A 24,671-nucleotide genomic window follows, 5' to 3' on the forward strand; every position below is an offset into this window, starting at 1 on the left:
CGGAGCTATCCAGCGCTTTGTGTATTACTGAGAGATTCCCACGACAGTCGTCTGGGCGAATCGAACCAGATTGGTGATCGGCACGGTTGCCGGCCCGCCTTTAGGATTACCCAAGGCGACCCAGAACGTATACGTTACCGGCGCAATCCACGAGACATTCACCGTGTAATTGTTCCCCGGATGTTCGCAATCCACCATATGAGCATTTTGCTCGCCGGCGGCACTCACCCAGAGGCAGGCATACTCGGCAATCGGCTGGCCTCGTGATTCGTTCCAGGTCCAGTGCAACGTCGTGCTGCCAGTTCCATTTTTCGGGACACTGACCTGCTGAGGGGATGCCGATACGCTGCCGACGGGCGGCGGACAGTTATAGAGACAGAAAGGACCGCTTCCCGGATTCCAGTAAGGCGTCACGTCAAAGTAAGCGCCCTTGAAATCCTGCCGAGGATAAGAACTGAGGGCCTGGTTGAGTTCAGCTTGTTGCGCAGGATCCAGCTTGAAATTCCCTTCTACGCCATTCGTGCTCGAGATGCCGCTCGCCCCTTGGGAGGTTTCCGCCGCGATCGCGGCCCCGCCAGCGACGCCGATACCGCACATGAACATCGAAACAATAATGACTGCACGCACTAATTTCATGAACTATCCCCTAGTTTTATTCCTCACTTGATGTAATGGCGATCCTGGTAGTGTGACCTGACGAAAGATCGCGGGACTGTCAGTCACCTAATTGGATTCTGACAAATTAATTATACATAGACCGATATGTAAGCATAAATCAAAAACCGCTTTTAATCGGCCAAGATAATGAGCAAGAAATGGTTGGCGAAGGATCATAAAATTCAACTTGCGAATTTGGTTATTGATAGCCCCAAACGCCCTGCTTTCAGCCGTTGTTTCGCGTTGCGCAACGAAGCGACTGCAATTCACTCGCGAAAGCGCGTCCGTGAAAACGGCATCGCGCGACCGGTGGCCGTGTCGGGTAAAGGGCTAAGGAAACGAGGGAATACGACTGCCGATGAACGCTGACGCGCTTGGGGGAATTTCCCGGTGATCCAGGAGAGTAATGACGGACAATCCGGTTCGGTATCTAGCGCACAACTCAAGTCAAATCAACAAACTGACGCCGGCTTCCGGCTGATGAAGCAATCAAGCTTAGACGCACGCAATTCAGGCTCTGTCAGCCGCCGGACTCGAAGGCATCTGGTACGTCGCATCGTCCGATCGCAGCTCCAACGGCAACCGGCGCGGAACCCCGTCGTTTCCGCGCCGGCACCGTCGAACTGCCCTGCTTGAACCGGCCTTACCCGTCCTAGAACACCCCCGGTATCACGCGATACCGAACCTTCTGCTTGTACGCCAGATACTCGCCGTCCTCCGACAGGATCTTTTCCTCGCGATAAATCCGCCCGATCTGCAGCAGAACCTGGATCACGATCGTCAACAGATTCCGCGTGCTGAAGTTCGTCAGCAGAAAGCCGGTATCGATCACCAGATAGCCGAGGTACATCGGGTGACGGATGAGCCGGTACGCGCCGCGCGAAACGATACCGCGGTTGGCCGGCAGGATGCCGAACGAGCGCCGCAGCGACAGCTTCGCGTACAGCTGCCAGACAATTCCGATCACCTGAATGCCCGCACCGATGTTTTCCGGAACGATCTGCCGGCTCGTCGTCAACTGGAACACCAGGTAATAGAACGTACCGGCGATCGAGAAGAACAGCGCCAGCGGACTCCAGTCGCGCTTCTTCGGGATATTGGAAAACAGCGACATGCCGACGCTCAGCACCGTCGACGCGACCAGCAGGACGAGCGTGATGCGCCAGGGGCTGATGCGCCATTGCAGGAACGCGCCGTACGCGAAGAACCAGAGCGCGAGCCCCGCCGCCACGCGGGAACCCACCTCGACCAGCATGCCGACCCAGCCGGGCGACGCGGCCGCTCCCGACGACGAGGCGCTGGGCAAGACGGTACCGGGGTACAGATTCCTCGCAGCCATTTCTCGTGGTGTCATAGGTGTCATGGCAATATCCGGGCAACGCCGATCGATCGCCTTTTCGCGCCCCGTACCATCCGCAATCAGGCGACCCGCGTTGACAATCTTAAAATAAAGTCAATTAATCTTATAGAAAACCCTTGCTTCCCGGCTGATTCGCCAAGCGACGATGTTGCGCTGTCGCTGGCCAAAAGCAATGATTCCCTTATCCCCGGGCGCCCGTCTCTCCGATCGTTCGCTTCCCTGCGGGTTGCGAGGCGAATCGGCCGCCGACGCCTTTGCACCGGCCCCCTCCGGTAAAAAAATACCGGCACATGAATCGAATACTCTCTCTATTTTTATCGAATGGGTCATAACATCAGTCCATTCGAATTCTCCCTTTGTTACCTCACATTACTCAATTCCATGATCAAAGGAAATCGATCTTTTCGAAGTCGAGGGTTAAACCTGATTACTCAATTCTTTCATTTTATTTACGCAGCGCGAGCTACTCGATTTTTTCATTCTCATGACGCGTTCCGACGGTCTGCCCACTAACAGGAACGCCCGCGCCTGCCTGCGCCCTCACCGGCCTTCCCACTGCGTCATCTTTGCTTGTCGCGCCCCCGCATTTGCCGGAATCGGATAACCAAAGCGCGAATCCATCGTTCCGTTCCGAGGACGGCTTGCATAGAGTGTCCGCTCGTCAAACGATCAATTTCCCGCGACTGCGCTGCCATGACTCCCTCGATGCCCACGCCCATCCGCCGTCTGCTTCTCTCCCTGCTGAGCGCCGCTGCGCTGACGGCGGTCTGCACCGGTGCCGCGTTGGCGCAGGCAGTACCGGCGACCGGCTCGGCGAAAGCGCCGTTGTCGCTGAAAGGCAAACGGATCGGCATCACGGTGGCCGGCACCGATCACTACTGGGACCTGAAGGCGTACCAGGGCGCGGTCGACGAGGTCAAGCGGCTCGGCGGCACACCGATCGCACTCGACGCCGGCCGCAACGACAGCCGCCAGATCGCGCAGATCCAGACGCTGATCGCACAAAAGCCGGACGCAATCATCGAACAGCTCGGCACGGCGTCGGTCCTGGAGCCGTGGCTCCAGAAGATTCGTCAGGCCGGCATTCCGCTGTTGACGATCGACACCGCGTCCCCGGCCAGCCTAAACGTCGTCACGTCCGACAATTTCCTGATCGGCTCGCAACTGGCGCTCAAGCTGGTGAACGACATTCGCGGCGAAGGCAATATCCTGGTTTTCAACGGTTTTTACGGTGTGCCGGTCTGTGCGATTCGCTACGACCAGTTGAAGGCCGTGCTCAAGTGGTATCCGAAGGTGAAGATCATCGAGCCCGAGTTGCGCGATGTGATTCCGAACACGGTCCAGAACGCTTATGCGCAGGTCAGCCAACTGCTGCAGAAATATCCGAAGGGTTCGATCGCGGCAATCTGGGCGGCCTGGGACGTGCCGCAGGTCGGTGCGACGCAGGCGGTCGACGCGGCGGGACGTCGCGAAATCCGGACCTATGCGGTCGACGGCAGCCCCGACGTGGTGGCGCTCGTCAAGGATCCGAAATCGAGCGCGGCGGCCGTGGTCGCGCAGCAGCCGGCCGTGATCGGCAAGACCGCGGTACAGAACGTCGCGCGCTATCTGGCCGGCGACCGCTCGCTGCCCGCCTACACCTACGTGCCGTCGGTGCTGGTCACGAAGGACAACGCGGGCATCGTGCAGCAAACCCTCGGCCAGTCCCCCAATCCAGGACAAGCCGCCGCCCAGGTCGCCACGCAATGACCTCGGTCCCTTTGCCGCCCGCGCTCGAACTGCGCGGCATCGTCAAGCGCTTCAACGGCGTACCGGTGCTGAGCGGCGCATCGCTCGCCGTGCAGCGCGGCACCGTGCACGGCCTCATCGGCCAGAACGGTGCGGGCAAATCGACGCTCATCAAGATTCTTGCCGGACTGCACGCGCCGGATGAAGGCACGGTCGACGTCAACGGCGCGCCGGCCCGCTACCGAGGCGCCCCGCGTACGCGCCCGGCCGGCATCGGCTTCATTCACCAGGAGCGACTGCTGCCCGCAACGCTCACGGTGGCGGAAGCGCTGTGCTTCCCCGATCCGCCGACCCTGGGCGGCAGCCGCCCCGCCCTGCTTCGCGCATTCCGGCCGCTCGACACGAAGCGAATGCGGCGAACGTGCCGCGATCTCCTGCACGAGCAGTTCGCGATCGATCTGCCGCCGGACCGACTGATCGGGGCGCTCAGCGTCGCAGAGCAACAGATCGTCCAGATTACCGGCGCGCTGATCCGGCACAACGAGATACTGGTATTCGACGAGCCGACCGCCGCGCTTGTCGCGAGCGAAATAGACCGGCTGTTGCGGACGATCGACCGGCTGCGCGCAGACGGTCTCACGATCCTCTACGTATCGCATTACCTGAACGAGATCTCCGCTCTCTGCGACCGCGTGACGGTCCTGCGCGACGGCGTCGACGTCGCCCATGTGGATGCGCGCACCACACCGGGCGAGGCGCTGGTGGCCGCCATGCTCGGCGACGGCGCGGTCGCTCGCGAACGGCTTGCGCCACGCCGTCGCGGAGAGATCGCCCTGTCGGTACGCGACCTGGCACTGCCGGGCCGTTTCGGACCGGTGTCGCTCGACGTCGGGCGCGGCGAAATCGTCGGCGTGACGGGCTCGCTGGGATCGGGTGCCAAGGCACTGCTGCGGGCCCTCTTCGGGATCGAGCCGGCGACGCAGGGCACGCTCCAGATCGACGGCCGCACCGTCCGCATCCGGCGTCCGCGAGACGCGGTGCGGCAGCGTATCGCCCTCGTGCCGGAAAACCGCCGCGCGCATGGCATCGCACCCGCGCTGAGCGTGCGGGAAAACATGTCGCTCGCAAGCCTGTCCCGCTTCGCGCGTTTCGGCCTGATGCTCCTTCGGTTCGAGACCGATACGGTGGATGCGCTGATTCGGCGCCTCGATGTCCGGCCGGCCGGCGCCGAAGTGCCCGTCCGCTTCCTGTCCGGGGGCAATCAGCAGAAAGTCGCGCTGGCCAAATGGCTCAGCCGCGCGTCGTCGGTGTATCTGCTAGACGAGCCGACCGTCGGCGTCGATGTCGCCGCTAAAGCGCAGATCTACCGCCTGCTCGACGAACTGGCGCGCTCGGGCGCGGCGGTCCTCGTGTTGTCCAGCGATCTGGCGGAACTGCTTACCGTCACCGACCGGGTGCTGGTGATGGCGCGCGGCCGGATTGTCGCGGCGCGTTCGTCTGCGCAGACGGATACGCAGGAACTGCTCGCATGGGTGACCGGCGCGAGCGCCCCTCTGGCTCCGTCCGAGGACGCCGGCCGGGCCGCGCCGGTTGCCGAGGTGCCGGCATGAGCGACGGCGCTGGCCGGGCGACCCGCCCGGTATTCGCGACCACGCTCGCCGCGCCGCGCTTCTGGCTCCGGCACGGCGCGTGGCTGGCATTCGCGCTCGTGTTCGCGGGCTTCTCACTGAGTTCACCGCTGTTCCTGTCACCCGCGAATCTAGGCAACGTGTTGCAGCAAAGCGCGGTCACCGGCCTGCTGGCGTTCGGTCTCACGATCGTGATGATCGGCGGCGGCGCCGATGCGATCAGGGGGGGACTCGATCTGTCGGTTGCCGCGAATCTAGGCTGGTGCGCGGCGGTGTTCGCCGTCGCCAAGCGCGCCGGCCATGGCGATGCTGTGGCTTGCGCGCTCACGTTCGCGGCCGGCGCGGCGGTCGGCGCGCTCAATGCGTGGGCGGTCACGCGCCTGCGCATCCTGCCGCTGCTTGCCACGCTGACGACCATGAATCTCTGCGCCGGCCTGGAGCTCGTGCTGACGCAGAACACCTCCGTGGCGGCTGCGAGTCCGCTGCTCGACACGCTGCTTGCCGACGGTCCGTTCGGCGTGCCGAACCTCGCCTACGCGCTGCTGATCGCCGCCGGCTTGTCGAGCGCGCTACTGCATCGCACGCCCTACGGGCTGCGGCTGCATGCGGTCGGCGCGTACCGCGCGGCGGCCGTCGCGTCAGGGGTCGATGCCGCGCGCTACGTGGCGTCCAGCTATCTCGCCTGCGGTCTCGCGGCGGCGAGCGCGGCGCTCGCGTCGTCCGCGCTGCTGAGCGGCAGCGCGCCCGGCGCGGGCGACAACCTGCTGCCCGTCGTCGCGGCGGTGCTGCTCGGCGTGGTGTTCTCCCGGCGCTTCGTGCCGACGATTCCCGGCACGCTCGTCGCGGTGCTGTTCGTCGGCATGCTGATCAACGGCTTCCAACTGAACAACGTTTCGAGCGACTGGGTCAACGGCGTCGAAGGTCTGCTGATCCTGTTCGTCGTCGCCGCAACCGCGTTGCAGCGGCGACGCCAAGCGGGGGGATCAGCGCATGACTGAGGGATTCGCCCGAGCCCGCCGCTTCGCGGTCGTCGGCGCGCTGTTCGCCGTGCTTGCATTCTTCGCGGCGGCGGCGCCCGGCTTCGCGACGCTCGCCAATGTCGAACGGGTGCTCGTCAACAACTTCGCGCTGCTCGCGATTGCCGCGCTCGGCATGACGCTCGCGTTGTCGATCGGTGCGATCGATCTGTCGCTCGGCACCTCGGTGGATGTCGCGAGCCTCGTGTTCGTCGCGGCCATCGCGCATCGGCTCGGCGTGGCCCCGGCGGCGCTTGCGGGACTCGTCGCGGCATTCGCGGTCGGCGCCTTCAACGCGCTGCTCGTCGCGCGGCTCGGCATCGCGCCGTTTCTCGCGACACTCGGCACCCTGTTCATCGGCCAGACGATCCAGCAGCTCGCCACCGGCGGCGGCCAGCCGATCTATCTGCTGAGCCTCTCGCTGCCGCCCGCTTTCGACGCGATCGCGCACGGCAGTACCGCCGGCATTGCCCATCCGCTGTGGATCGTTGCGCTGCTCGCATTCGCGCTGCACATCGCGCTGGCGCGCTCGACATTCGGCCGGCAGGCGTCGGCGCTCGGCGCGCAACCCGGCGTCGCGTTGTATTCGGGCCTGCCGGTCGGCGCGCTTACCGCGCTGACGCTGATCGCGAGCGCGCTGATCTACGGCGTCGCCGGCATCGTGCTCTCGTCGACGGTCAAGTCATATGCGCCGCAAGCCGGCAACGCGTACCTGCTGAATGCGATCGGCGCGACATTCATCGGCACCACGCTGTCCGCGGCCGGGCGGCCGAATGTCGGCGGCACGCTGGTCGGGGTGCTGCTGCTCGGTTTCGCGGCCAACGGCCTGTTGCTGATCGGCTGGAATTTCTACTGGCAGCAGGTCGCGACCGGCGTGCTGATATTCGGCACCCTGGCGCTCGGCGCGTCCGCGCAGCGCGGCCGGCTAGCCGACGCGCACTGATTTCCGCGCGCCCCGGAGACGAAACCCGGCGCTCAGCGCACGCCGGCCGCCCAGTCGACGGCGGCGTCGAACAGCGCAAGACCCTGCGGCGACAGGTTCGTGAAGGTGTCGTTGTTCAGGAAGACCATCACGCGACGCGCGGGCGCGAGCGACTCGTAGTCCATCGTCGCCCCGGTCTCGTACGCGAAAATCGCGGCTTTGTCCGGCTGGCCGTACACGGTGGCGATGATAGCTGCGCCGAGCCCCGGCTTGCCCCAGCTCATGCTCGCCTGTTTGCCGTACACGTTCGCGGTGCCGGCGGGCAGCCCCGCCGCGATCGGATGCGGCGCGTTGACGATCCACAGATAGCGCTCCTTGCCGGTCTCGCCGAAATCGGCGTCATGCCGCTTGCCGGTCATCGCGAGATCGTCGAGCAGATCGTTCTCCCAGGTCAGCAGCGGTTTCGCGAGCGTGCGCCAGCCGTTCGCGACCTGCTTCGACGCGACCGTCGACGAGATGATCACGAGATCCGCGTCGGCCGCCGCGCCGGCCGGCTGCGCCTGATCGACGAGGCGTACCGCGTAGCCGCGCGCTTCCAGGTGCGACTTTGCCCGTTCGTCGACCTTCAGGTCCGGGCCGCCCAGTTGGACGAGCATGGCCACTTGCCTGCCGGCGCCGGGACGCGGCGCATCCGTATGCGCGACGGCCGTTGCGCCGATACCGATCGCCAGCATCAGGCCGCCGGCCGCGCGCAATACGTGGCGCCGGCGCCCCGTCAGACTGTCCAAAACGGTTTTCATGGGATTCCCCGGTGAAGTCCGGCCGCCGCGTGGGCGGACCGGGTCGATGAATCGAAGCGTCAGAATTGCAGCGTCGTGAGCAGCGACACTTGGCGCGCGTCGCCGACCGCGACGAAATAACGGTTCGCGCTCGACGGGTAGTAGGTCCGGTTGAACAGATTCTTCACGTTGAGCTGGAACTGCAGCTTCTGCTTGCCGAGCCGCGTGTCGTAAGTCGCGAACGCGTCGGCGATCGCATAGGCGGGCAGCGTGAAGCTGTTGGCCGAATCGCCGGGCCGGGCGCCGACATAGCGTCCCGCCGCGCCTACCCGCAGCTCGTCGCCGCCGAACACGGTGCCGACGTCATAGACCGCCGCGAGCGACGCCGTATGCTGCGCGACGTTCCACAGCCGGTTGCCGGCGTACAGCGGGTCTTCGGTGGTGCGGGCGTCGATGTACGCGTAGCTCGCGATCACGTTCCAACGTTCGCCGATCCGGCCGGATACGTCGAGTTCGATGCCGCGCGAGCGCGCCTTGCCCGACGTGCGCCAGTCGGTCAGCTTGGTCGAGTCGTTGTACTGCGACACCAGCACGTTGCGCTTGTCGATGTTGAAGAACGCGAGCGTGCCGGTCAGGCCGCCCGGCATGTCGAGCTTGCCGCCGACTTCCCACGACTTCGCCTCCTCGGGCAGGATCGCCGAATCGATGACGACGCCCGAGCCGAGCGGCGCGATCGTCGAATTCGGTCTCAGCGACTGCGTGTAGCTGCCGTACAGCGAGAACGCGTCGTTCCACTTGTAGACGACGCCCGCGCGCGGCAGCCATTGGCTGCCGTCGATATCGGTGTTGCGCTTGAACGGCCGGCCGCGGCCCGCTACCTGGTTGTAGCTGAGAAAACGCGCGCCGCCGACCAGGATCCACTTGTCGGTCAGCTTCACGCTGTCCTGGACGAACACGGACGCGTTGTGCAGCGTGTCGGTCTGGTCGCTGTCGCTCGGCGATACGGTGCTCGACGGCGGCAATTGCCCGTAGACGGGATTCACGTAGCTGAACGGCGTCTTTACGGCCTGACGCAGCAGGTCCGCGCGATAGATCCGCCGGTACTCCGTGTCGATGCCGATCTGCACATCGTGCTGCATGCCGGCCAGCCGGAAGCGGCCGTCGACATAGGCGATGCCGTAACTGTCGGTGCTCAGCGAACCGTGGGTCGCATCGTTGCTGCGGGTCAGCGTGCCCTTGACCGGATCGACGCCCGTGATGCGAAGCTGGTTCGCATCGTAGGTCTCGCGGTTGTAGCTGTAGCCGACATGCACGTTCCAGTCCGGGTTGATCTGATGATCGACCGACAGTTGGGCGAGATGCGATTCGCCTTGCATATTGTTGAACGGCTCGTCGAGCCGCCTGCGGCTCGGAATCGACAGCGGTTCGTTGGTGCGCGGATCGAGCGCCGTGCCGCGATCGAACGGCGCCAGGAACGTGCGGTACTGGTAGGACAGCACGACCTGCGTATCGCGGCCGTACCAGGCGAGCGACGGCGCGACCAGCGTGCTGCGGTTCTCGCCGAAGTTGCGCCAGTACCGCTCGTTGGTCTGGTCGACGATCAGCCGGTAGGCAAGCCGCGTATCGCCGATCGGTCCGGTCGTGTCGAGCGTCGCGCCGCCGCCGTTGCGGCCGTGGCCGTATGTCGACCCGCGCACGGAGATCGCGTTGTAGCGCGTCTGCAGCGGCTGCTTGCTGACGATGTTGATCACGCCGCCCGGATCCATGATCCCGTACAGCAGGGACGCCGGCCCCTTCAGCACCTCGACGCTCTCCGACGCGGCATTCAGCGCGCGGCCCTGTACGAGCGGCATGCCGTTCTGCATCACCGAACCGTCGCGGTTCGCGCCGAAGCCGCGCTTCATCAACGTGTCCTGGGTACCCGCAAGCGTGTTGCCCTGCGTGATGCCGCTGACGTTCCCGAGCGCGTCGTCGAGATTGCGCGGCTGCTGGTCGCGCAGTACCTGCGCGGGAACGATGTTGATCGCCTGCGGCGTGTCGAGCACCGGGATCTGCGAGCGGGTGATCGATGCTTCTTTCGCGGGCCGGTAGCTATCCGCCTGCAGCGCGGCGGCGCGCACGGCCACCGTGGGCAGCGCGGTCTCGGAGGCGACGCCGGCCGCCGTCGCGCCCTCCGTCGCCGACATGCGAATCAGCGTATAGCCGCCGCCCGGCCGCCTGATCGCGGCTAGCCCGGTGCCCGTGAGCAGCCGGTCCAGCGCCGTCGCCGTATCGAACTGCCCATGCACGCCGGGGCTGCGCAATCCGTCGGCCTGCGCGCCGGGGAACGACAGCAGAATGCCCGCTTCCCGGCCGAAACGGTTCAGCGCCGCTTCGAGCGGCCCGGCCGGGATGTCGTACTGCCGGCGCGGGGCGGCCTCGACTGTCGCGGCGTCGTCGGGCGCGGCCAGCGCGCCGGACGCGGCGGCGGCGGAAATCAGCGCGGCGGCCAGCGGCCGGGCAAGCCGGCGCGGCGCGCGGGCAAAAGCGGGATGACGAAGGCGGTTGCTGCGGAAGGAATCCATGATCGATGGCTGGTTGGGCGACAGGCAAAGTGCTGTTCTTATTTCCTATGTCCCGCGAACATCGAAAACAGGTCAGGCAAGCGGCAAAAAATTTTCGTGCATCACGCGCGCACCGGCACGACATGGACCCAATAGCGCGTGAAGAAGCGGATCTCGACCGGCAGCGTCGCGCGCAGCGCGTCGAGTATCCGGTCGGTATCGCCGAGCGGATAGGTGCCGGATACGCGCAGGTCCGCGACCGCCGGATCGCAGTCCACGCGGCCGCGCCGGTAGCGCCCGATCTCGTCGAGCAGATCGGCGAGCCGCATGCCCGCCGCGACCAGCATGCCGTCCGTCCACGCGGCCGCATGTTCGGCGAGCGGATCGGGCGGATCGAGCGCGATACGGGTGAAGCGGGCGCCCTCTCCGGCCGCCACCACCTGCGCGGGGCCATCGGAGTCGAACGGCGCGACGCTGACCGCGCCCTCGAACACCTCGACACGGCTCGCCGCCGCTTGCTGGCGCACCGCGAAGCGGGTGCCGATGGGCCGCAACTCGCCCTGCGCGGTGAACACCGCGAGCGGACGCGGCACCGAGCGGACATCGCGTCCGCTCGTCACCATGATTTCGCCGCGCAGCAGATGTACGCCGCGCGTGGTCTCATCGAAGCGGATATCGACGGCGGAGTCGGTGTTCAGGATGACGGTCGTTCGATCGGCCAGCACGACGCTACGCCGCTCGCCCACTGCCGTGCGCAGATCGGCACGCCAGTCTTGCCACGGCGCGCGCCGTTCGACCGTCCATGCCGCGCCGCCGGCGAACAGCAGCACGGCCAGCGCCTTGACGGCGGAACGGCGGCGCTTCGTGTGCGGCGCCAACAGCGCGGCGCGCGCGGCGTCCGTGCTCAGCTCGCTCGCGAGCCGGGTCAGCCGGCCGTTGATTGTCTCGATGTGGTGCCAGGCAGCCTCGTGCAGCGGGCTTTCTTTCCGCCAACGCGCGAGGCCGGCGCGGGTCGCGTCGGTCGCGAGGTCCGAGCTGAGATCGACCCACCACTCGACCGCTTGCCGCGCAACGTGCGGCGGCACCGCCGGCCGCTGCGGCGCGCTCACGCCGCCATCGCGAAAAAGCACTGCGCCCCGGCCTTGACGAGATGGCGCTTCACCGTCGACAGCGACACCCGCAACTGCGCCGCGATTTGCGCATGCGAGAGTCCGTCGAGCTGCGACAGCAGAAACGCGCGCTTCGCGGCGGCCGGCAGGCCGTCGAGCAGCCGGTCGATTTCCATCAGGGTTTCGAGCAGGATCGCGCGCGTCTCGGGCGACGGCGCATGCGCTTCCGGAATCTGCTGTAGTGCGTCCAGATACGCGCGCTCGACCTGCTCGCGTCGCCAGTGGTTGTATAGCACGCGCTGTGCGACGGTCGTCAGGAACGCGCGGGGCTCGCTCGCGCCGATCGGCTCGTCACGCGCGAGCAGGCGCATGAAGGTATCGTGCGCGAGGTCGGCGGCCCGGTGCCCGCAGCCGAGCTTCTTGCTCAGCCAGCCGTGCAGCCAGCGGTGATGACCGGTGTAGAGCGCCGAGATTTCGCGGTGCAGATGCAGTTTGTTTGCCGACATGAGCCGCCCTCCCCGGATTCACGCCGGTGGCTGCATATGTAAATGAGAATGATTATTATATACAAACTTGCAGCAACCCTACACGGCGCGAGCACACCAGGGGGAATCCGGCAATCACCGGAACGCGGTTGTGCCGGTGCGGGATGACCGGGATCAAAGCGCGCGCGGGCTACGCTGCGTTGCCGTCGAACGACTTCCCCGATTTCCGCGCGGAATAGCCGATGTTCGCCCCATCCTCGCCGACCGGCGCCGCCGCCGAATGCCGTCGGCGCGCCAACGGCCGCATGGCCGGCCGCGCCTTTCAACGCATGGGATACCCGCCGATACCTGCCGGCGTGTTTTCTTGCCGAATCGACACCGGGACCAGAATGAAAACCGTTCCTTCCTTTCCGGGAGGAGCGCGGGGCTGCCGCTGCAGTCGTTCATCTGGAGTTACACCATGCAAACCCGAGAAGCCATTCCGTCGTTTCTGTCCCAAAGCCTCGTGCTGCGTCCGCAATACGGTCTGGAAGATGCGGCCCACAAGACCTTCCATCATCCGATCGATATCTACCTGAAGGATTCCAATGCGTTCTCGAACACCTACTTTTCCCGCTACTTCGAATGGCAGGGCGTCTGCCGCGAACGCTGGTTCCACGAGTGCATTCACGACAACCTGCTGGCGACCGGCGGCATCTTCATCACCAAGCGGGCGCACCAGGAGTACGTGGAGGAAACCTTCCCGTTCCAACGGGTCGATTGCTACCTGAACACGTTTGCCGTCAGGCAGTGCTCGGCCTACCTGGTCTTCCGTTTCATGATTGACAACCGGCTCGTCTCGCTCGGCTACCAGCAGATTCTGTTCGCGGCCAGCGATCGGCGCATCCGGCGTTTCCCCGAGGGCATCATCGAACGCGTCAAGGACTATGAAATGATCCTGCCGTCGGCCGTCAATTAATCGGACGCATCCCCCGGCTTCATCAGCCGGGGGATGTCGCCACGCCGAGCGGCTCCGTGTCGCGGGAAGCCGGCGGCAGGGGCAGCCGTATCGTAAACAGCGTCCGCGTGCCGAGTTCCGATTTGCAGGTGATTTCGCCCTCGAGCGCGCGGATCACCCGGCGGCAAAACGCCAGGCCCATCCCGGCGCCTCTGCCGTGCGATTTCGTGGAAAAGAAATCGTCGAAAATGTGCGGCAGTACGTCGGTGCTGATGCCCGGTCCGGTATCGCTGAAATGAACCTGGCACGCGCCCGAGACGTTCGACGCCGAGATTTCGATATTGCCCCTTCCCCCTGCCTGAATCGCGTAGAGCGCGTTCTTGAGCAGATTGAAAATCACGAATGTCAGCAACACGTCCTGCCCCCAGAATCTCAGGTGCGGATCGATCGGCGCGACGGCGACGAGGCTTCGCTCGCTGCCGCGAAACGGAAACCGCTCCAGCGCAAGGTTCACGCAATGCTGGACGGGGTACGCGGAAAAGCTCGTCCGGTCGACCTTGTCGAGCGTGAACGACGCGAGTGACATCTGCATCACCGTGCTGGTGGCGTCCACCTGATTTCTGATCTCGGACACGATGTTCAGCAGCCGGTCGGTCTGCCCCGGGTACATCTCGTCCACGAACAGCCCGTGCTGGGCGGCGAGCTGGTAGCCGCGCACGAGATCCGGAAGCGCATCGTTCAACTCGTCCGCGTGCAGGCCGATGGCGGCGAGCGGCGTCGCCACCTCGTGCGCAACCGAAGCCGCCAGGGCATACGGGCGCATCAGTCCGTAGCGCACCACCGCGACCGCGAGAATGCCCAGGCTGACCGCGATGAAGATGGCGCCGGGCGGATAGAATGCGACGCCGTAGTTGACCGCATAGTCGACCGCCGCGAGCGAGTAGAACAGCAGGCTGAGCAGGCAAAGATCCAGCAGACGGCGGCGCGCGCCGGTCTGCACGCTCGATCTGGCGGAAAGCAGCAGCCAGCCGCTCCGGCTCGCGAGCAGCGCGGTCTGCGCGAGGTGAATGGGATGCAGTATGCCGGCGCGCGGATACGGGCCGAAGAAATACGTGTGGTAACCCGCCACCATGTCGTCGCCCGTGAGCAGGATGACCGCCAGCATCGTGCTGAACAGGTACGAGCAGATCAGCCACGGCCGCTCCCGGCGACGAGCGGTGACTTCGGTGATGAAGTGATAGAACGTCGTGGGCAGAAACAGGATGAAGAGATAGCCGATGCGGACCAGCGTCAGCGCCACATCCGGGTCCGAGGTCTGAAACAGGAACGCCCAGATACCCTGCCACGCACAGGTGAACACGCACATCACGCCGAACGGCGCGGATTGCCGGGTCATGCCCTCCGCCATCCAGACGTACAATCCGAAGCCTAGGAAGAGCGCGGACACGAATGCAGGAACAAGGGAATACATGGTCGGCCCGGGTAGAGGTCAGTCAGTTGGCGGCACGCTGCGGACCACTTTCCAGCGCCGTCCGCCGCCAAGATCAATCACAGGCAGTGCGCCGATCTCACCGTTTCAGCGCGCGGAGCGTGATGCGCGAGAAACAACTCGGCCGATCTCGTCGATTTACCTATTTCACCGCGATTCTAGAACAGGAAATGAATGGATTCGACGCCATCTCATCAGATTGAATTTGATTTTTCTTGGTAATAATCGGAGAAGCGTGACTACGGATTTGTGAATGCTGGTTAACACGGATGATAGATTTGACAGGGTCTCATTCGTTGATCACTGGCATGCCGGGCGGTCCGTTGGAAGGGATCTGCGTTGCGGCAGCGGGCGGATGCGCCGATAATCGGCCACATTCGATCTGCGCCAGGCATCGGTCACGCGGAATCGGTTCATGTGCGCGGTTAATGTCGAGGGCAACAATGAGCGACTATGTCAGGCAACCCGTCTGGTACCCCATTTCGGTGGCGTTTATCGACGATAGTTCCGATTTTCTGTATGCGCTGAAGGGTATATTTCCGGACACTCGGACAAATCACTTCTTTTCGAGCCCGGCCGAGGCGTTGGATTTTGTGATGCGAAACGGATACCCGGCCGCCGCGGCCCGCATGGCCGAATCCGAGTGCGGGGAGATCGAGCGCGGCTACGTGAACGCCATCGGGCCGGACGTGATGGAGGACGAGACGCGGTTCGAGACCGTCGCCACGATCATCGTCGATCACGACATGCCCAATCTCACCGGGATCGAATTTCTGTCCCGGCTGGACAACGTGGCCTGCACGCGCATCCTGCTGACCGGCGCGGCGGGCGATACGCAGGCCGTCAAGGCGTTCAACGCGGGTCTGATCGATTATTACCTGAGGAAGTCCGAGCCGAACCTCGGGAAAAAGCTGCGGGCGCTGCTGGACGAAGCCCGCCGCAGCCACTGCATGAAACGCGGCCGGATCGGCGTGCATCGCATCGGTGCGGTCTATTGCAAGCCCGAGGTGATGGCCGTGCTCGACAGCGTCGTCAGCCGCGAACGCATTGTCGAATACTATTGGCGGCCGGAACAGAACGCCGTGCTGACGTTCGATGCGGACGGCGAACCGGGCGTGTTTCTCGCCTGGGATGAAAACGACTGGTCTTTCCAGTGCGAAGTGGTGCGCGACGAGCGCGGCCCGGCGGACCTGGAACAGGATATCCAGGCGCGGCGCTTCATTCCCGTTTTCTGGCCGGATCAGACCTACCGGTCAGGCTCCCGGCCCGCGCACCGCGCGCCGCTTCATGTCGTTCCCGGGCTGCCGGACGTCAGTTATACCTGGGTCAGGCTCGACAGGAGCGAACTGGAGTGGCAGCCGCTGACCTTCGCGGAATGGAGCGAATCGGGGCAACTGCGTTCGAAATGACGGAGCAGGGAATCGGCCCGCCCCTGTCCCTGCGCGAAGCAACCCGGGCCATGCCCGGATATGCCCCCTCGCCGCGCGCAAGCCCGCCGCCGATGTCCGCCGTGCCGAGGCCGCGCGCGCTTTGCCGGATCCGGCGCGATGCAGCCAACCGCTGTACCATCGCGACTCGTCCCGCCTGACCTCGTATCGATCGCCATGCCCGCCCCCTCCCTGCCGCGCACTTACGGAATGCCCGAGCGCAGCGACCGTCTCGATTTCTACATCCGCGATCAGACCACGCGCCAGGCCATCACCGAATCGCACCGGCACGCGTACTTCCAGATCCAGCTCAATCTCGGCGGCGACACCGAACAGCGGATCGGCGGCGTCACCCGGCCGTTTCCGCACGGCGCGCTCGCATTCATCCTGCCGTATCGCGAGCATCTGATCCCGCATCCGCCCGGCGCGCACTTCATCGTCATCAATTTTTCGCAGGCGTTCCTGCGCGCCGATCTCGACGTCGACCCGCTCGATCTCGAGGATGTCTCCGCGCAGCGGGTTCCCGAACTCACGCCGTTCCGCTTCCAGGAACATCTCGATTTCATCCTGACGGGCGGCGCGTTCGACGAAGCGCGCCGGCTTGCACAGCGCATGCTCGATACCGACCGGGCCCGCACGTTCGGCTCGGTGCCGCTGCTGCGCGGCTACCTGCTGCAACTGATCGGGCTCGTGTGCACGCAGTACGCGGGTGGGCTCGGCAAGCTCGCGCAGAGCGGCGCGCAGCGCGCCGGCCGACGCGATGCGCTCGCGCGCGTGATGCGTCACGTTCGCGTGAACCTGACGAGCGGCGAACTGACGCTCGCGAATACCGCGGAAGCGACCTTCCTTTCGCCGAACTATCTCGCGCATCTGATTCGCAAGGAAACCGGCAGTACCTTCACCGATCTCGTTACCGAGCGCCGCATCGCGCTCGCGCAATCGCTGCTCGCGCACACCACGCGGCGCATCGCCGACATCGCGCGCGCGGTCGGCTTTCGCGACGAAGGCTATTTTTCACGGCGCTTTCGGGCGCGCGTCGGCATGTCCCCGAAAGATTATCGGGAAGCGAACAGTACCGACACCGCTCGGCCAGCGTAGTTTTGTCCATGGAATCGACACTTCCGTCGCACTCGCGCAGCGGTAGCGTTGCTATCGTGATGAACAACCGGCTCACGGCGGCCAACCGGGCCGCCGGCGCCGATCCCTATCCGAGGACTCGAACATGACCGACTATGCTGTGACGCCGCCCACCCCGACCTCCGTCGAGATCGCGGAGACCACGACGCGCTTTCCCGTGCGCCGCGTCTTCTGCGTGGGTCGCAACTATGCGGATCACGCGCGCGAGATGGGCGCCGATCCCGATCGGGAGCCGCCGTTCTTTTTCACCAAGCCGGCCGATGCCGTCGTGCCGGCGAGCGGCACCGTCCCCTATCCGCCGCTGACGGGCGACCTGCATCACGAGATCGAACTGGTGATCGCGATCGGCCGGTCGGGCCGTTCGATCCCGGCCGCCGCCGCGCTCGACCATGTGTGGGGCTATGGCGTCGGCGTCGATCTCACCCGCCGCGATCTGCAGGCCGAAGCGAAGAAACTGAGCCGGCCGTGGGATTGGGCCAAAGGGTTCGACGCGTCCGGTCCGGTCAGTCCGTTGCATTCGGCCGCATCGATCGGGCATCCGTTGACCGGCCGCATCTGGTTGTCGGTGAACGGCGAGATTCGCCAGCAAGGCGACCTCGCGGACATGATCTGGCCGGTCGCCGACATCGTCAGCTACGTGTCGCGCTCGGTCGAGCTTCGCGCGGGCGATCTGATCTTCAGCGGCACGCCGGCAGGAGTCGGCGCGCTGCAGCCGGGCGACAGGGTGACGGGCGGCGTCGACGGCGTGGCATCGTTCGAATTCACGGTGGGCGCCAAACCCGTGTAAACCATGACGACCGGGTGCGCGGCGCCGCGACAGGCGTGCCGCAGCCGGTCGCGATCCTCCCCGAAGGCCGGCCAGACAAGGCGCGCCGCTCGTTCGCCGCGCTGCGACAGATTCGATTGCGGCAGACGCCGGACCGTCCCCGCCGGCTTCGTCGTCCATTCCCCTCGCCAAATAAAAATCCCGCCGATCGGGGATTGGAAAAATTTATCTTTTCGGCCAACGCCCTGAGCAAACAAACCGAATCGCATAAACGAAAATCATAAAAAAATCCCCTCGGATCTGCCTCGCCCGCGCCGCCAAAAGAAACCGGCTTCTGTTATCCAGGCGGCTTCCCCGGCGAGTCGAAAACGCGATACTCCGCACTTAAGGCTTATTACTATGGAGGCGCGAGCCGGGCCAACTACATTCCGTTCCGCTCGCAATGCCTGGTAGCGCTCGCCTATTCGATCCGTTCCCGGCATCAAAACATAATCTGACCTCTCCCAAGGAATAACATCATGGCCAAGATTGAATTGCTGGAATCGAAGATTGCCGCTCAGCACGAGGCGCTGGCTAATCACCCCGTTTTCAGTTCGATTCGTTCGATCGAAGAATTGCAGACCTTCATGGAATGGCACGTGTTCGCCGTGTGGGATTTCATGTCCCTCGTCAAGCGCCTGCAGGCGGATCTGACGACGGTGTCGGTGCCGTGGATCGCGCCGCGCAACGTCAACGCCGCGCGGCTCATCAACGAGATCGTCCTTGGTGAGGAGTGCGATGAAACGCCGCGCGGCTACATGAGCCACTACGATCTGTACCTGCATGCGATGCGCGACATCGACGCCTCGACCGAACAGGTCGAACGGCTCATGACGCTGCTGCGCGCGGGCACCGGCATCGGCCCCGCGCTCGACACGGTGGCGCCGCCCGCGCCGGTTCATGCGTTCGTCACCGCGACGATGACCACGTGTCTGGAGCGTCCGACCCATGAAGTGCTCGGCAATTTCTTCTACGGCCGCGAGAACGTGATTCCCGACATGTTCCGCACCCTGCTCGACACCTGGGGTATCGATCGCAAGAGCGTGCCGTTGCTGAGCTACTACCTGGACCGGCATATCGAAGTGGATTCCGGCGAACACGGGCCGGCGGCACGCGCGCTGATTCTCGAGGCGGCCGGCGACGATCCCGTGAAGTTCGAGCAGGCGCTGGAAGCGGGACTTGCCGCCATCGACGAGCGCCTCCGGCTGTGGGACGGCTTGCTCGCGCATCTGAGCCAGGAACGACGCGCCAGCGCCCAGCCGCTTTAGACGGAACGTATCGCCGATCAGCGGCCCAGGCACCGGATAGGCGACCGGAACCGGGGCTCGCCGATACCGCACCGAGGAGGACCGGAACAGGCACGCGTTATCATGTGCGGCCTTTCATCTGAACATTGGCGTTTTTCATGTCCGGCAACCTCCTCTGGCTCACAGCACCGTGGGCCGCCATTTTCATTGCCGCGCTCGCGGTCTGGTTTCCTCGCTTGCGCATCGCGAGCCTCGGCCTGTGTGCGCTCGGCTATGCCGGCGCACTCGCGACCGGCCTGCTCGCCCCCGTCGCCCTCGCGCCGATCGCCCTGCTCGCGCTTGCCGCCTTCGCGGTGACGCCGCAGCGAAGCACGGCGATCCGCTATGCGGGACACCTGCTCTTCATTGCGCTCGCGATCGCGCTCACGCTTCACTGGCTGCCGGGTTTCCACAACCCGCGTGTGATCGGTCCGGTGCGCTTCACGCCCGATGCGGCGCCATTCACGATGTATCTGAATCTCGACAAACCGCTCGTCGGCTTCTGGCTGATGTGGGTGCTGCCCTGGATCAAGCCGCCGGTCGACTGCGCGCGAATCTGGCGGACCGCGCTCGTCGCGGCGCTTGCGACGTCGGCGACATGCCTGACGTTCGCGCTGGCCGTCGGCATGGTCGGCTGGGCGCCGAAGTGGCCGGCGCTCGGCTGGCTGTGGCTGCTGAACAACCTGCTGCTTGTCACCTTTGCCGAGGAAACGCTGTTTCGCGGCTACCTGCAGGGCGGCCTCGGCCGCCTGCTGAAGAACGTACCGGGCGGCGCAACGATCGCACTGCTGCTTGCCGCCGTGCTGTTCGGCGCCGCGCACGCGGCGGGCGGCTGGCCGTGGATCGCGGTAGGCTTCCTGTCCGGAATCGGTTACGGGCTCGCGTACCGCTTCGGCGGATTGCAGTCCGCCGTGCTCGCGCACGTGGGCCTGAACCTGGCGCATTTCACCCTTTTCACCTACCCGATGATCCAGGCGGTCCGTTAAGGGCCGTCCGCGTCACTTGATCTGATCGGCAATCGGTCGCAGGAATTCCGAGAAGCCGGTCAGCATGATCTGCACGCCGACACACAGCAGCAGAAAAGCCGACACCCGCATCGCTACCTTCGTGCCTTCCGTGCCGAGGTAGCGCGCGAGAAACGCCGCGCGGCTGTAGGTCTGCCAGATCACCAGCGCGACGAGCGCCGACACCGCGACCGACACGAGGCTCGACAGCAGGAATTCCGACAGCTTGTGCGTGCGGTTCGCATTGAGCGCGATCGCGGTGGCGATCGAGCCGGGGCCGGTGGTCAGCGGAATCGTCAACGGGAAAAACGCCCGCGCCATCGCGCTTTGCGCATCCATGGGCTTGACCGCGGCGCCGCCGCCCGGCACGTCCGGCTCGTTGAGCATCTGCCAACCCGCCACCGCGACGGCGAACCCGCCGCCGATCCGCAGCGCTTCCATCGAGATCCCGAAGAAATGCAGCACGGGCGTGCCGACGAAGAAGGCCGCCAGCAGCACGATGAACGCGTTGATCGCGACCTTCCGGGCCAGCGCGCCGCGTTCGGCCTCGGTCAGCGATTCGGTGCGCTCCAGGAACAGGAATGCAATGCCGAAAGGGTTGATGATGCCCATCAGGCCTGTGAAGCCGAACAGGATCTCGGAGATCAGACGGTCGACGATCATCGCATCGAAGAGTGAGAAAAGAGAGGTCGGGAAGGCTGCTGCGACGGCTCGCGCATTGTAGAGCACGCCTCTCCTTTTTCATCCTGAAATCGCTCGGCGGCCCGCGAGGAAAGCGGGCCGCCCGGGGCGGCCGTTTCGAGCAGGGTGATCGCGGAATCGGGCATGCCGGATCGCAGCGGCACGCGTGCTGTCCGTCTCCCCGTCCCGGCTGTTGGCCACGCGTTTCGCACCGTGCGCTCCCGGCGATGCGGCGACGCCGCATCGCGCCGGCCTGCGGGCATCGCGATCCCACGGACGGGCGGCACCGTAGGACTCCGGTCGAATATCCGTACATCGCATTGTGAAAACCCCGCCGGCGCGACACAATGCGAGGTCCGCCGGCGAATCCTTCGGAATGTCCGCAGGCTCGCTCGCGGGCTCATGCCTTTCACGCGGACGGAGAACCCCATGCGCTTCGATATCGCCGACCTTCGGCTGTTCGTGGCCGTCGTCGAAGCCGGGAGCATCACGCACGGCGCGCAGCGCGCGAATCTCGCGCTCGGTTCGGCGAGCGGGCGAATCAGACAGATGGAGGACGCAGTCGGGGTGCCGCTGTTCGAGCGCCGGCGCCTCGGCGTCGTGCCGACGGAAGCCGGCCACGCGCTGCTCAAGCACGCGCGCACGCTGCTCACCGGGATGCAGCGGATGACCGACGATCTGGGCGCATTCGCGCGCGGCCTCAAGGGCACCGTGCGGCTGCTGGCGAACACCAACGCGCTGACCGAATTCGTACCCGGGCCGGTCGCGCAATTTCTTGCCGCGCATCCCAACGTCAATATCGAGGTTGAAGAGCGCCTGAGCCACGAGATCGTCGGCGCGCTGCTCGACGGCGTCGCCGATATCGGCATCGTCGCGGCGGCGGCCGAGATCGGCACGCTGCAATCGTTCCCGTTCGCGACCGATCGGCTGTGCGCGGTCGTACCGGCCCGCGTCGACGCATTCGAGCCGCTACGCGAGATCGACTTCGCGGCACTGCTGAGCCACGACTTCGTCGGCCATGCGGCAGGCGCCGCGATCCAGGAATATCTCGACGCGCAGGCGCGCGCGCTGCGGCGACGCGTGCGCACCCGCATCCGGCTGCGCAGTTTCGATGCGATCTGCCGGATGGTGGAGAACGGCGTCGGCGTCTCGGTCGTGCCGGAATCGGCGGCACGCCGTTGCAAGCGCACGATGGCGATCCGCGTCCTTCGGATCGCCGATCCCTGGGCGCTGCGCGAAATGCGCGCGTGCGTGAAGGATCGCGACGCGCTGCCCGCCTATGCACGTCAATTGCTCGATCATCTCGTCGAAAGCGGTGCGGCGCGCCGCGTACGTCGCGCCGGATAGCCGCGCACCGATCGGCGCCGCCCATCACGCAAACCGGCGGCCGGACGGATCGCCGGCGGGTGCGACAGTCTGCCGCACCACGCCAAAATCGGCGCGGCGCGGAGGCGAGTAGAATCCGCCGCTATGAAACTGGCCAAACGTACGCGTCGAGGGGTGGTCGCATGGCTCGCGATTTTCGCGATGCTGTGCCAGTCGCTCATGCCGACGCTCGCGCAGGCCTATGCGGGGCGCGCGTCGTCGCCGCTCGTGCTGCAGCTCTGCACGGCCGGCGGTTTCAAGCAGATCTCGCTCGACGGCGCATCCCCGACGTCGTCCCCCGCCAAGACCTTCTATACCCCGCATTGCCCGTACTGTTCGAGCGGCCACCATTTCGCGCTGCCGCCCGTTCCGATCGCGATCGTCGCCGATGCGCAGTACGTCAGCACCGCCTTCGTTCCCGCCGTTTCCACCCCGCGCGTCAAGTCGCGCAAGCTCGCGGCCGCGCCGCCGCGCGGGCCACCCGCCCGTTCCTGATCGTCCACGCGCTTCGCATGCCGGCCACGCCGGTGCGAGGCGCGCCGGCGTTTGTCCCAGTCGAAGCCTCTTGCCGCATTCGCGCGCCGCGTCGTTTCCGCGTGTCGTTGCGCATCCGTCCCCGACGGATGCCGCGCCGCGCGCCGCCGCGGCGCGTTCGCCGGCCTTCACACGACAACAGGAATTCCCGCAATGCGACTCCCTCCTCTCGTGGCGCCCTCGGCGAACCTGAGCGATGCTGAAATCCGCCGCTACAGCCGGCACCTGCTGCTGCCCGATCTCGGGCTGGACGGCCAGAAACGCCTGAAACAAGCCAGGGTTCTGGCAATCGGCGCGGGCGGCCTCGGTTCGCCGGTGCTGATGTACCTCGCGGCAGCCGGCGTAGGCACGCTAGGCATCGTCGAATTCGACACCGTCGACGAATCGAACCTGCAGCGCCAGATCATCCATGGCATTTCCGATCTCGGCCGGCCGAAAGCCGACAGCGCGCGCGACACGATCCTCGACATCAATCCGCACGTCGACGTGCGCCTCCATCCCGAGCGTCTCGATGCATCCAATGCGCTCGCGCTCGTCGCCGACTATGACCTGATCGTCGACGGAACCGACAACTTCGCGACCCGCTATCTCGTCAACGACGCCTGCGTGCTCGCCGGCAAGCCCTATGTATGGGGCTCGATCTTTCGTTTCGAGGGCCAGGCCAGCGTGTTCTGGGAGGCCGCGCCGGGCGATCGCGGCGTCAACTACCGCGACCTGTATCCGGAGCCGCCGCCCCCCGAACACGCGCCGTCGTGTGCCGAAGGCGGCGTGCTCGGCGTGCTGTGCGCGTCGATCGGCGCCGTGATGGCCACCGAGGCGATCAAGCTCATCGCGGGAATCGGCGAGACGCTGCTCGGCCGGCTGGCGGTGTACGACGCGCTGGAGATGAGCTGGCGCTTCCTGCCGCTGCGGCGCGATCCGCGACGCGTGCCCGTCACCGCGCTCGCCGACTACGCCGCGCTCTGCGGTACCGGGCGCGCGGAGGACGCGCCGCCCGTGCCGACCATCAGCCCGGTCGAGCTGAGGAACCGGCAGGCCGGCGGCGAGACCTTCCAGGTGATCGACGTGCGGGAGCACGCCGAGTGGCAGATCGTGCGGATTCCCGGCGCGCGGCACATTCCGAGCGCGCGCGCCGCGTCGGCCGAGATGGCGGCGCAGTTCGGCCGCGATACGCCGATCGTGCTGCATTGCAAGTCGGGGGCGCGCTCGCGCAGCGTGCTGCTCGCGCTGCAGGCGCACGGCTTTACGAACCTGCTCAATCTGGACGGCGGCATCCTCGCGTGGATCCGCGACGTCGATCCGTCTCTGCCCAGCTACTGAATCCGGGAATCCACGATGCTGATCATTCTTTCCACGCTCATCGACACGATGCTCGCGCAAGCGCGCCGCGACCATCCGCTCGAAACCTGCGGCCTGATCTCGGGCCCGCTCGGCTCGGACCGTCCGCTGCGAATGATTCCGATGCGCAATGACGCGCAGTCGCCCGATTTCTTCCGCTTCGACAGCCGAGAACAGCTGAACGTGTGGCGCGATCTCGAAACGCGCGGCGAGGAACCGGTGGTGATCTATCACTCGCACACGCATTCGCCGGCCTATCCGAGCCGCGACGACATCGCCCTTGCCGCCGAGCCGCACGCGCATTACGTGATCGTGTCGACCGATCCCGCCGCGCCCGCGCCGGTCCGGAGTTTTCGCATCGCCGGCGGCACCGTGATGGAGGAATCCATTCGCACCGTCGCCCGCTACGCCGATGCCGGCGCCGTTCCGTCCCATTCCTGA

The 24,671-nt window shown here is 65.6% G+C and carries 23 protein-coding genes; 15 read left to right on the plus strand and 8 right to left on the minus strand.

The window, feature by feature from the left end:
* Positions 1 to 24: 24 nt before the first annotated feature.
* Positions 25 to 636 (minus strand): hypothetical protein, encoded by a 612-nt coding sequence (locus RZR99_RS13805; RefSeq protein ID WP_323120333.1) that lies wholly within the window; start codon positions 634 to 636, stop codon positions 25 to 27.
* A gap of 168 nt (positions 637 to 804) precedes the next feature.
* Here RZR99_RS13805 and RZR99_RS13810 point away from each other — a divergent pair, with 168 nt between their 5' ends.
* The gene (locus RZR99_RS13810; protein WP_323120334.1) at positions 805 to 1,026 is read left to right on the plus strand and encodes a hypothetical protein; all 222 of its coding nucleotides are present in this window, start codon (positions 805 to 807) and stop codon (positions 1,024 to 1,026) included.
* A gap of 283 nt (positions 1,027 to 1,309) precedes the next feature.
* Here RZR99_RS13810 and RZR99_RS13815 read toward each other — a convergent pair whose 3' ends face one another.
* Positions 1,310 to 1,912, minus strand: a complete 603-nt coding sequence (locus RZR99_RS13815; protein WP_323120411.1) for a methyltransferase family protein — start codon at positions 1,910 to 1,912, stop codon at positions 1,310 to 1,312.
* A gap of 810 nt (positions 1,913 to 2,722) precedes the next feature.
* On the opposite strand from RZR99_RS13815, the gene RZR99_RS13820 reads away from it, so the two are divergent.
* The 4 genes from RZR99_RS13820 to RZR99_RS13835 are packed head-to-tail and all read left to right on the plus strand — an operon-like array spanning position 2,723 to position 7,332.
* Entirely contained in the window at positions 2,723 to 3,766 is a 1,044-nt protein-coding gene (locus tag RZR99_RS13820; protein ID WP_323120335.1) for a sugar ABC transporter substrate-binding protein, read from the plus strand.
* A complete protein-coding gene (locus RZR99_RS13825) occupies positions 3,763 to 5,355 on the plus strand; it encodes a sugar ABC transporter ATP-binding protein (RefSeq protein ID WP_323120336.1) in 1,593 nt (530 codons plus the stop codon). The genes RZR99_RS13820 and RZR99_RS13825 overlap by 4 nt, the downstream gene beginning before the upstream one ends.
* Positions 5,352 to 6,371, plus strand: coding sequence for an ABC transporter permease (locus RZR99_RS13830; protein WP_323120337.1), 1,020 nt, complete (start codon positions 5,352 to 5,354; stop codon positions 6,369 to 6,371). The genes RZR99_RS13825 and RZR99_RS13830 overlap by 4 nt, the downstream gene beginning before the upstream one ends.
* Positions 6,364 to 7,332 carry an ABC transporter permease gene (locus RZR99_RS13835; protein WP_323120338.1) on the plus strand — a complete coding sequence of 323 codons (969 nt, stop codon included), beginning with the start codon at positions 6,364 to 6,366 and terminating at the stop codon, positions 7,330 to 7,332. The genes RZR99_RS13830 and RZR99_RS13835 overlap by 8 nt, the downstream gene beginning before the upstream one ends.
* Before the next feature lie 32 nt (positions 7,333 to 7,364).
* Here RZR99_RS13835 and RZR99_RS13840 read toward each other — a convergent pair whose 3' ends face one another.
* From RZR99_RS13840 to RZR99_RS13855, 4 genes are all read right to left on the minus strand, one after another.
* Positions 7,365 to 8,111: a hypothetical protein gene (locus RZR99_RS13840; protein WP_323120339.1), complete on the minus strand. Its 747-nt coding sequence runs from the start codon at positions 8,109 to 8,111 to the stop codon at positions 7,365 to 7,367.
* Between the two features lie 59 nt (positions 8,112 to 8,170).
* Positions 8,171 to 10,654: a TonB-dependent siderophore receptor gene (locus RZR99_RS13845; RefSeq protein ID WP_323120340.1), complete on the minus strand. Its 2,484-nt coding sequence runs from the start codon at positions 10,652 to 10,654 to the stop codon at positions 8,171 to 8,173.
* Positions 10,655 to 10,755: 101 nt separating this feature from the next.
* Positions 10,756 to 11,742 (minus strand): FecR domain-containing protein, encoded by a 987-nt coding sequence (locus RZR99_RS13850; protein ID WP_323120341.1) that lies wholly within the window; start codon positions 11,740 to 11,742, stop codon positions 10,756 to 10,758.
* A complete protein-coding gene (locus RZR99_RS13855) occupies positions 11,739 to 12,248 on the minus strand; it encodes a sigma-70 family RNA polymerase sigma factor (protein WP_323120342.1) in 510 nt (169 codons plus the stop codon). The genes RZR99_RS13850 and RZR99_RS13855 overlap by 4 nt, the downstream gene beginning before the upstream one ends.
* A gap of 439 nt (positions 12,249 to 12,687) precedes the next feature.
* On the opposite strand from RZR99_RS13855, the gene RZR99_RS13860 reads away from it, so the two are divergent.
* On the plus strand, positions 12,688 to 13,185 hold the full coding sequence (locus tag RZR99_RS13860; protein WP_323120343.1) for an acyl-CoA thioesterase: 498 nt from the start codon (positions 12,688 to 12,690) through the stop codon (positions 13,183 to 13,185).
* Between the two features lie 22 nt (positions 13,186 to 13,207).
* On the opposite strand, the gene RZR99_RS13865 is transcribed toward RZR99_RS13860, so the two are convergent.
* A complete protein-coding gene (locus RZR99_RS13865) occupies positions 13,208 to 14,635 on the minus strand; it encodes a sensor histidine kinase (RefSeq protein ID WP_323120344.1) in 1,428 nt (475 codons plus the stop codon).
* 314 nt (positions 14,636 to 14,949) lie between these two features.
* On the opposite strand from RZR99_RS13865, the gene RZR99_RS13870 reads away from it, so the two are divergent.
* From RZR99_RS13870 to RZR99_RS13890, 5 genes are all read left to right on the plus strand, one after another.
* Positions 14,950 to 16,062: a response regulator gene (locus RZR99_RS13870; RefSeq protein ID WP_323120345.1), complete on the plus strand. Its 1,113-nt coding sequence runs from the start codon at positions 14,950 to 14,952 to the stop codon at positions 16,060 to 16,062.
* A 195-nt stretch (positions 16,063 to 16,257) separates the two neighbouring features.
* The gene (locus RZR99_RS13875) at positions 16,258 to 17,178 is read left to right on the plus strand and encodes a helix-turn-helix transcriptional regulator (protein ID WP_323120346.1); all 921 of its coding nucleotides are present in this window, start codon (positions 16,258 to 16,260) and stop codon (positions 17,176 to 17,178) included.
* A 124-nt stretch (positions 17,179 to 17,302) separates the two neighbouring features.
* Positions 17,303 to 18,004 (plus strand): fumarylacetoacetate hydrolase family protein, encoded by a 702-nt coding sequence (locus RZR99_RS13880; protein WP_323120347.1) that lies wholly within the window; start codon positions 17,303 to 17,305, stop codon positions 18,002 to 18,004.
* 497 nt (positions 18,005 to 18,501) lie between these two features.
* The gene (locus RZR99_RS13885) at positions 18,502 to 19,290 is read left to right on the plus strand and encodes a DUF3050 domain-containing protein (RefSeq protein ID WP_323120348.1); all 789 of its coding nucleotides are present in this window, start codon (positions 18,502 to 18,504) and stop codon (positions 19,288 to 19,290) included.
* 137 nt (positions 19,291 to 19,427) lie between these two features.
* Positions 19,428 to 20,294 carry a CPBP family intramembrane glutamic endopeptidase gene (locus RZR99_RS13890; protein WP_323120349.1) on the plus strand — a complete coding sequence of 289 codons (867 nt, stop codon included), beginning with the start codon at positions 19,428 to 19,430 and terminating at the stop codon, positions 20,292 to 20,294.
* 12 nt (positions 20,295 to 20,306) lie between these two features.
* Here RZR99_RS13890 and RZR99_RS13895 read toward each other — a convergent pair whose 3' ends face one another.
* Positions 20,307 to 20,975, minus strand: a complete 669-nt coding sequence (locus tag RZR99_RS13895) for a MarC family protein (RefSeq protein WP_323120350.1) — start codon at positions 20,973 to 20,975, stop codon at positions 20,307 to 20,309.
* A gap of 447 nt (positions 20,976 to 21,422) precedes the next feature.
* Between RZR99_RS13895 and RZR99_RS13900 the strand changes: the two genes are divergently transcribed.
* The 4 genes from RZR99_RS13900 (at position 21,423) to RZR99_RS13915 (ending at position 24,671) form a co-directional block, all read left to right on the plus strand.
* Positions 21,423 to 22,340 carry a LysR family transcriptional regulator gene (locus RZR99_RS13900; protein ID WP_323120351.1) on the plus strand — a complete coding sequence of 306 codons (918 nt, stop codon included), beginning with the start codon at positions 21,423 to 21,425 and terminating at the stop codon, positions 22,338 to 22,340.
* 123 nt (positions 22,341 to 22,463) lie between these two features.
* Positions 22,464 to 22,853, plus strand: a complete 390-nt coding sequence (locus tag RZR99_RS13905) for a DUF2946 family protein (protein ID WP_323120352.1) — start codon at positions 22,464 to 22,466, stop codon at positions 22,851 to 22,853.
* Positions 22,854 to 23,045: 192 nt separating this feature from the next.
* Complete coding sequence (gene moeB / locus RZR99_RS13910; RefSeq protein ID WP_323120353.1) at positions 23,046 to 24,212, plus strand: molybdopterin-synthase adenylyltransferase MoeB; 1,167 nt, start codon at positions 23,046 to 23,048, stop codon at positions 24,210 to 24,212.
* Between the two features lie 15 nt (positions 24,213 to 24,227).
* Positions 24,228 to 24,671: a M67 family metallopeptidase gene (locus RZR99_RS13915; RefSeq protein ID WP_323120354.1), complete on the plus strand. Its 444-nt coding sequence runs from the start codon at positions 24,228 to 24,230 to the stop codon at positions 24,669 to 24,671.

This window comes from Burkholderia alba (assembly GCF_034721475.1).
GTDB lineage: Bacteria > Pseudomonadota > Gammaproteobacteria > Burkholderiales > Burkholderiaceae > Burkholderia > Burkholderia alba.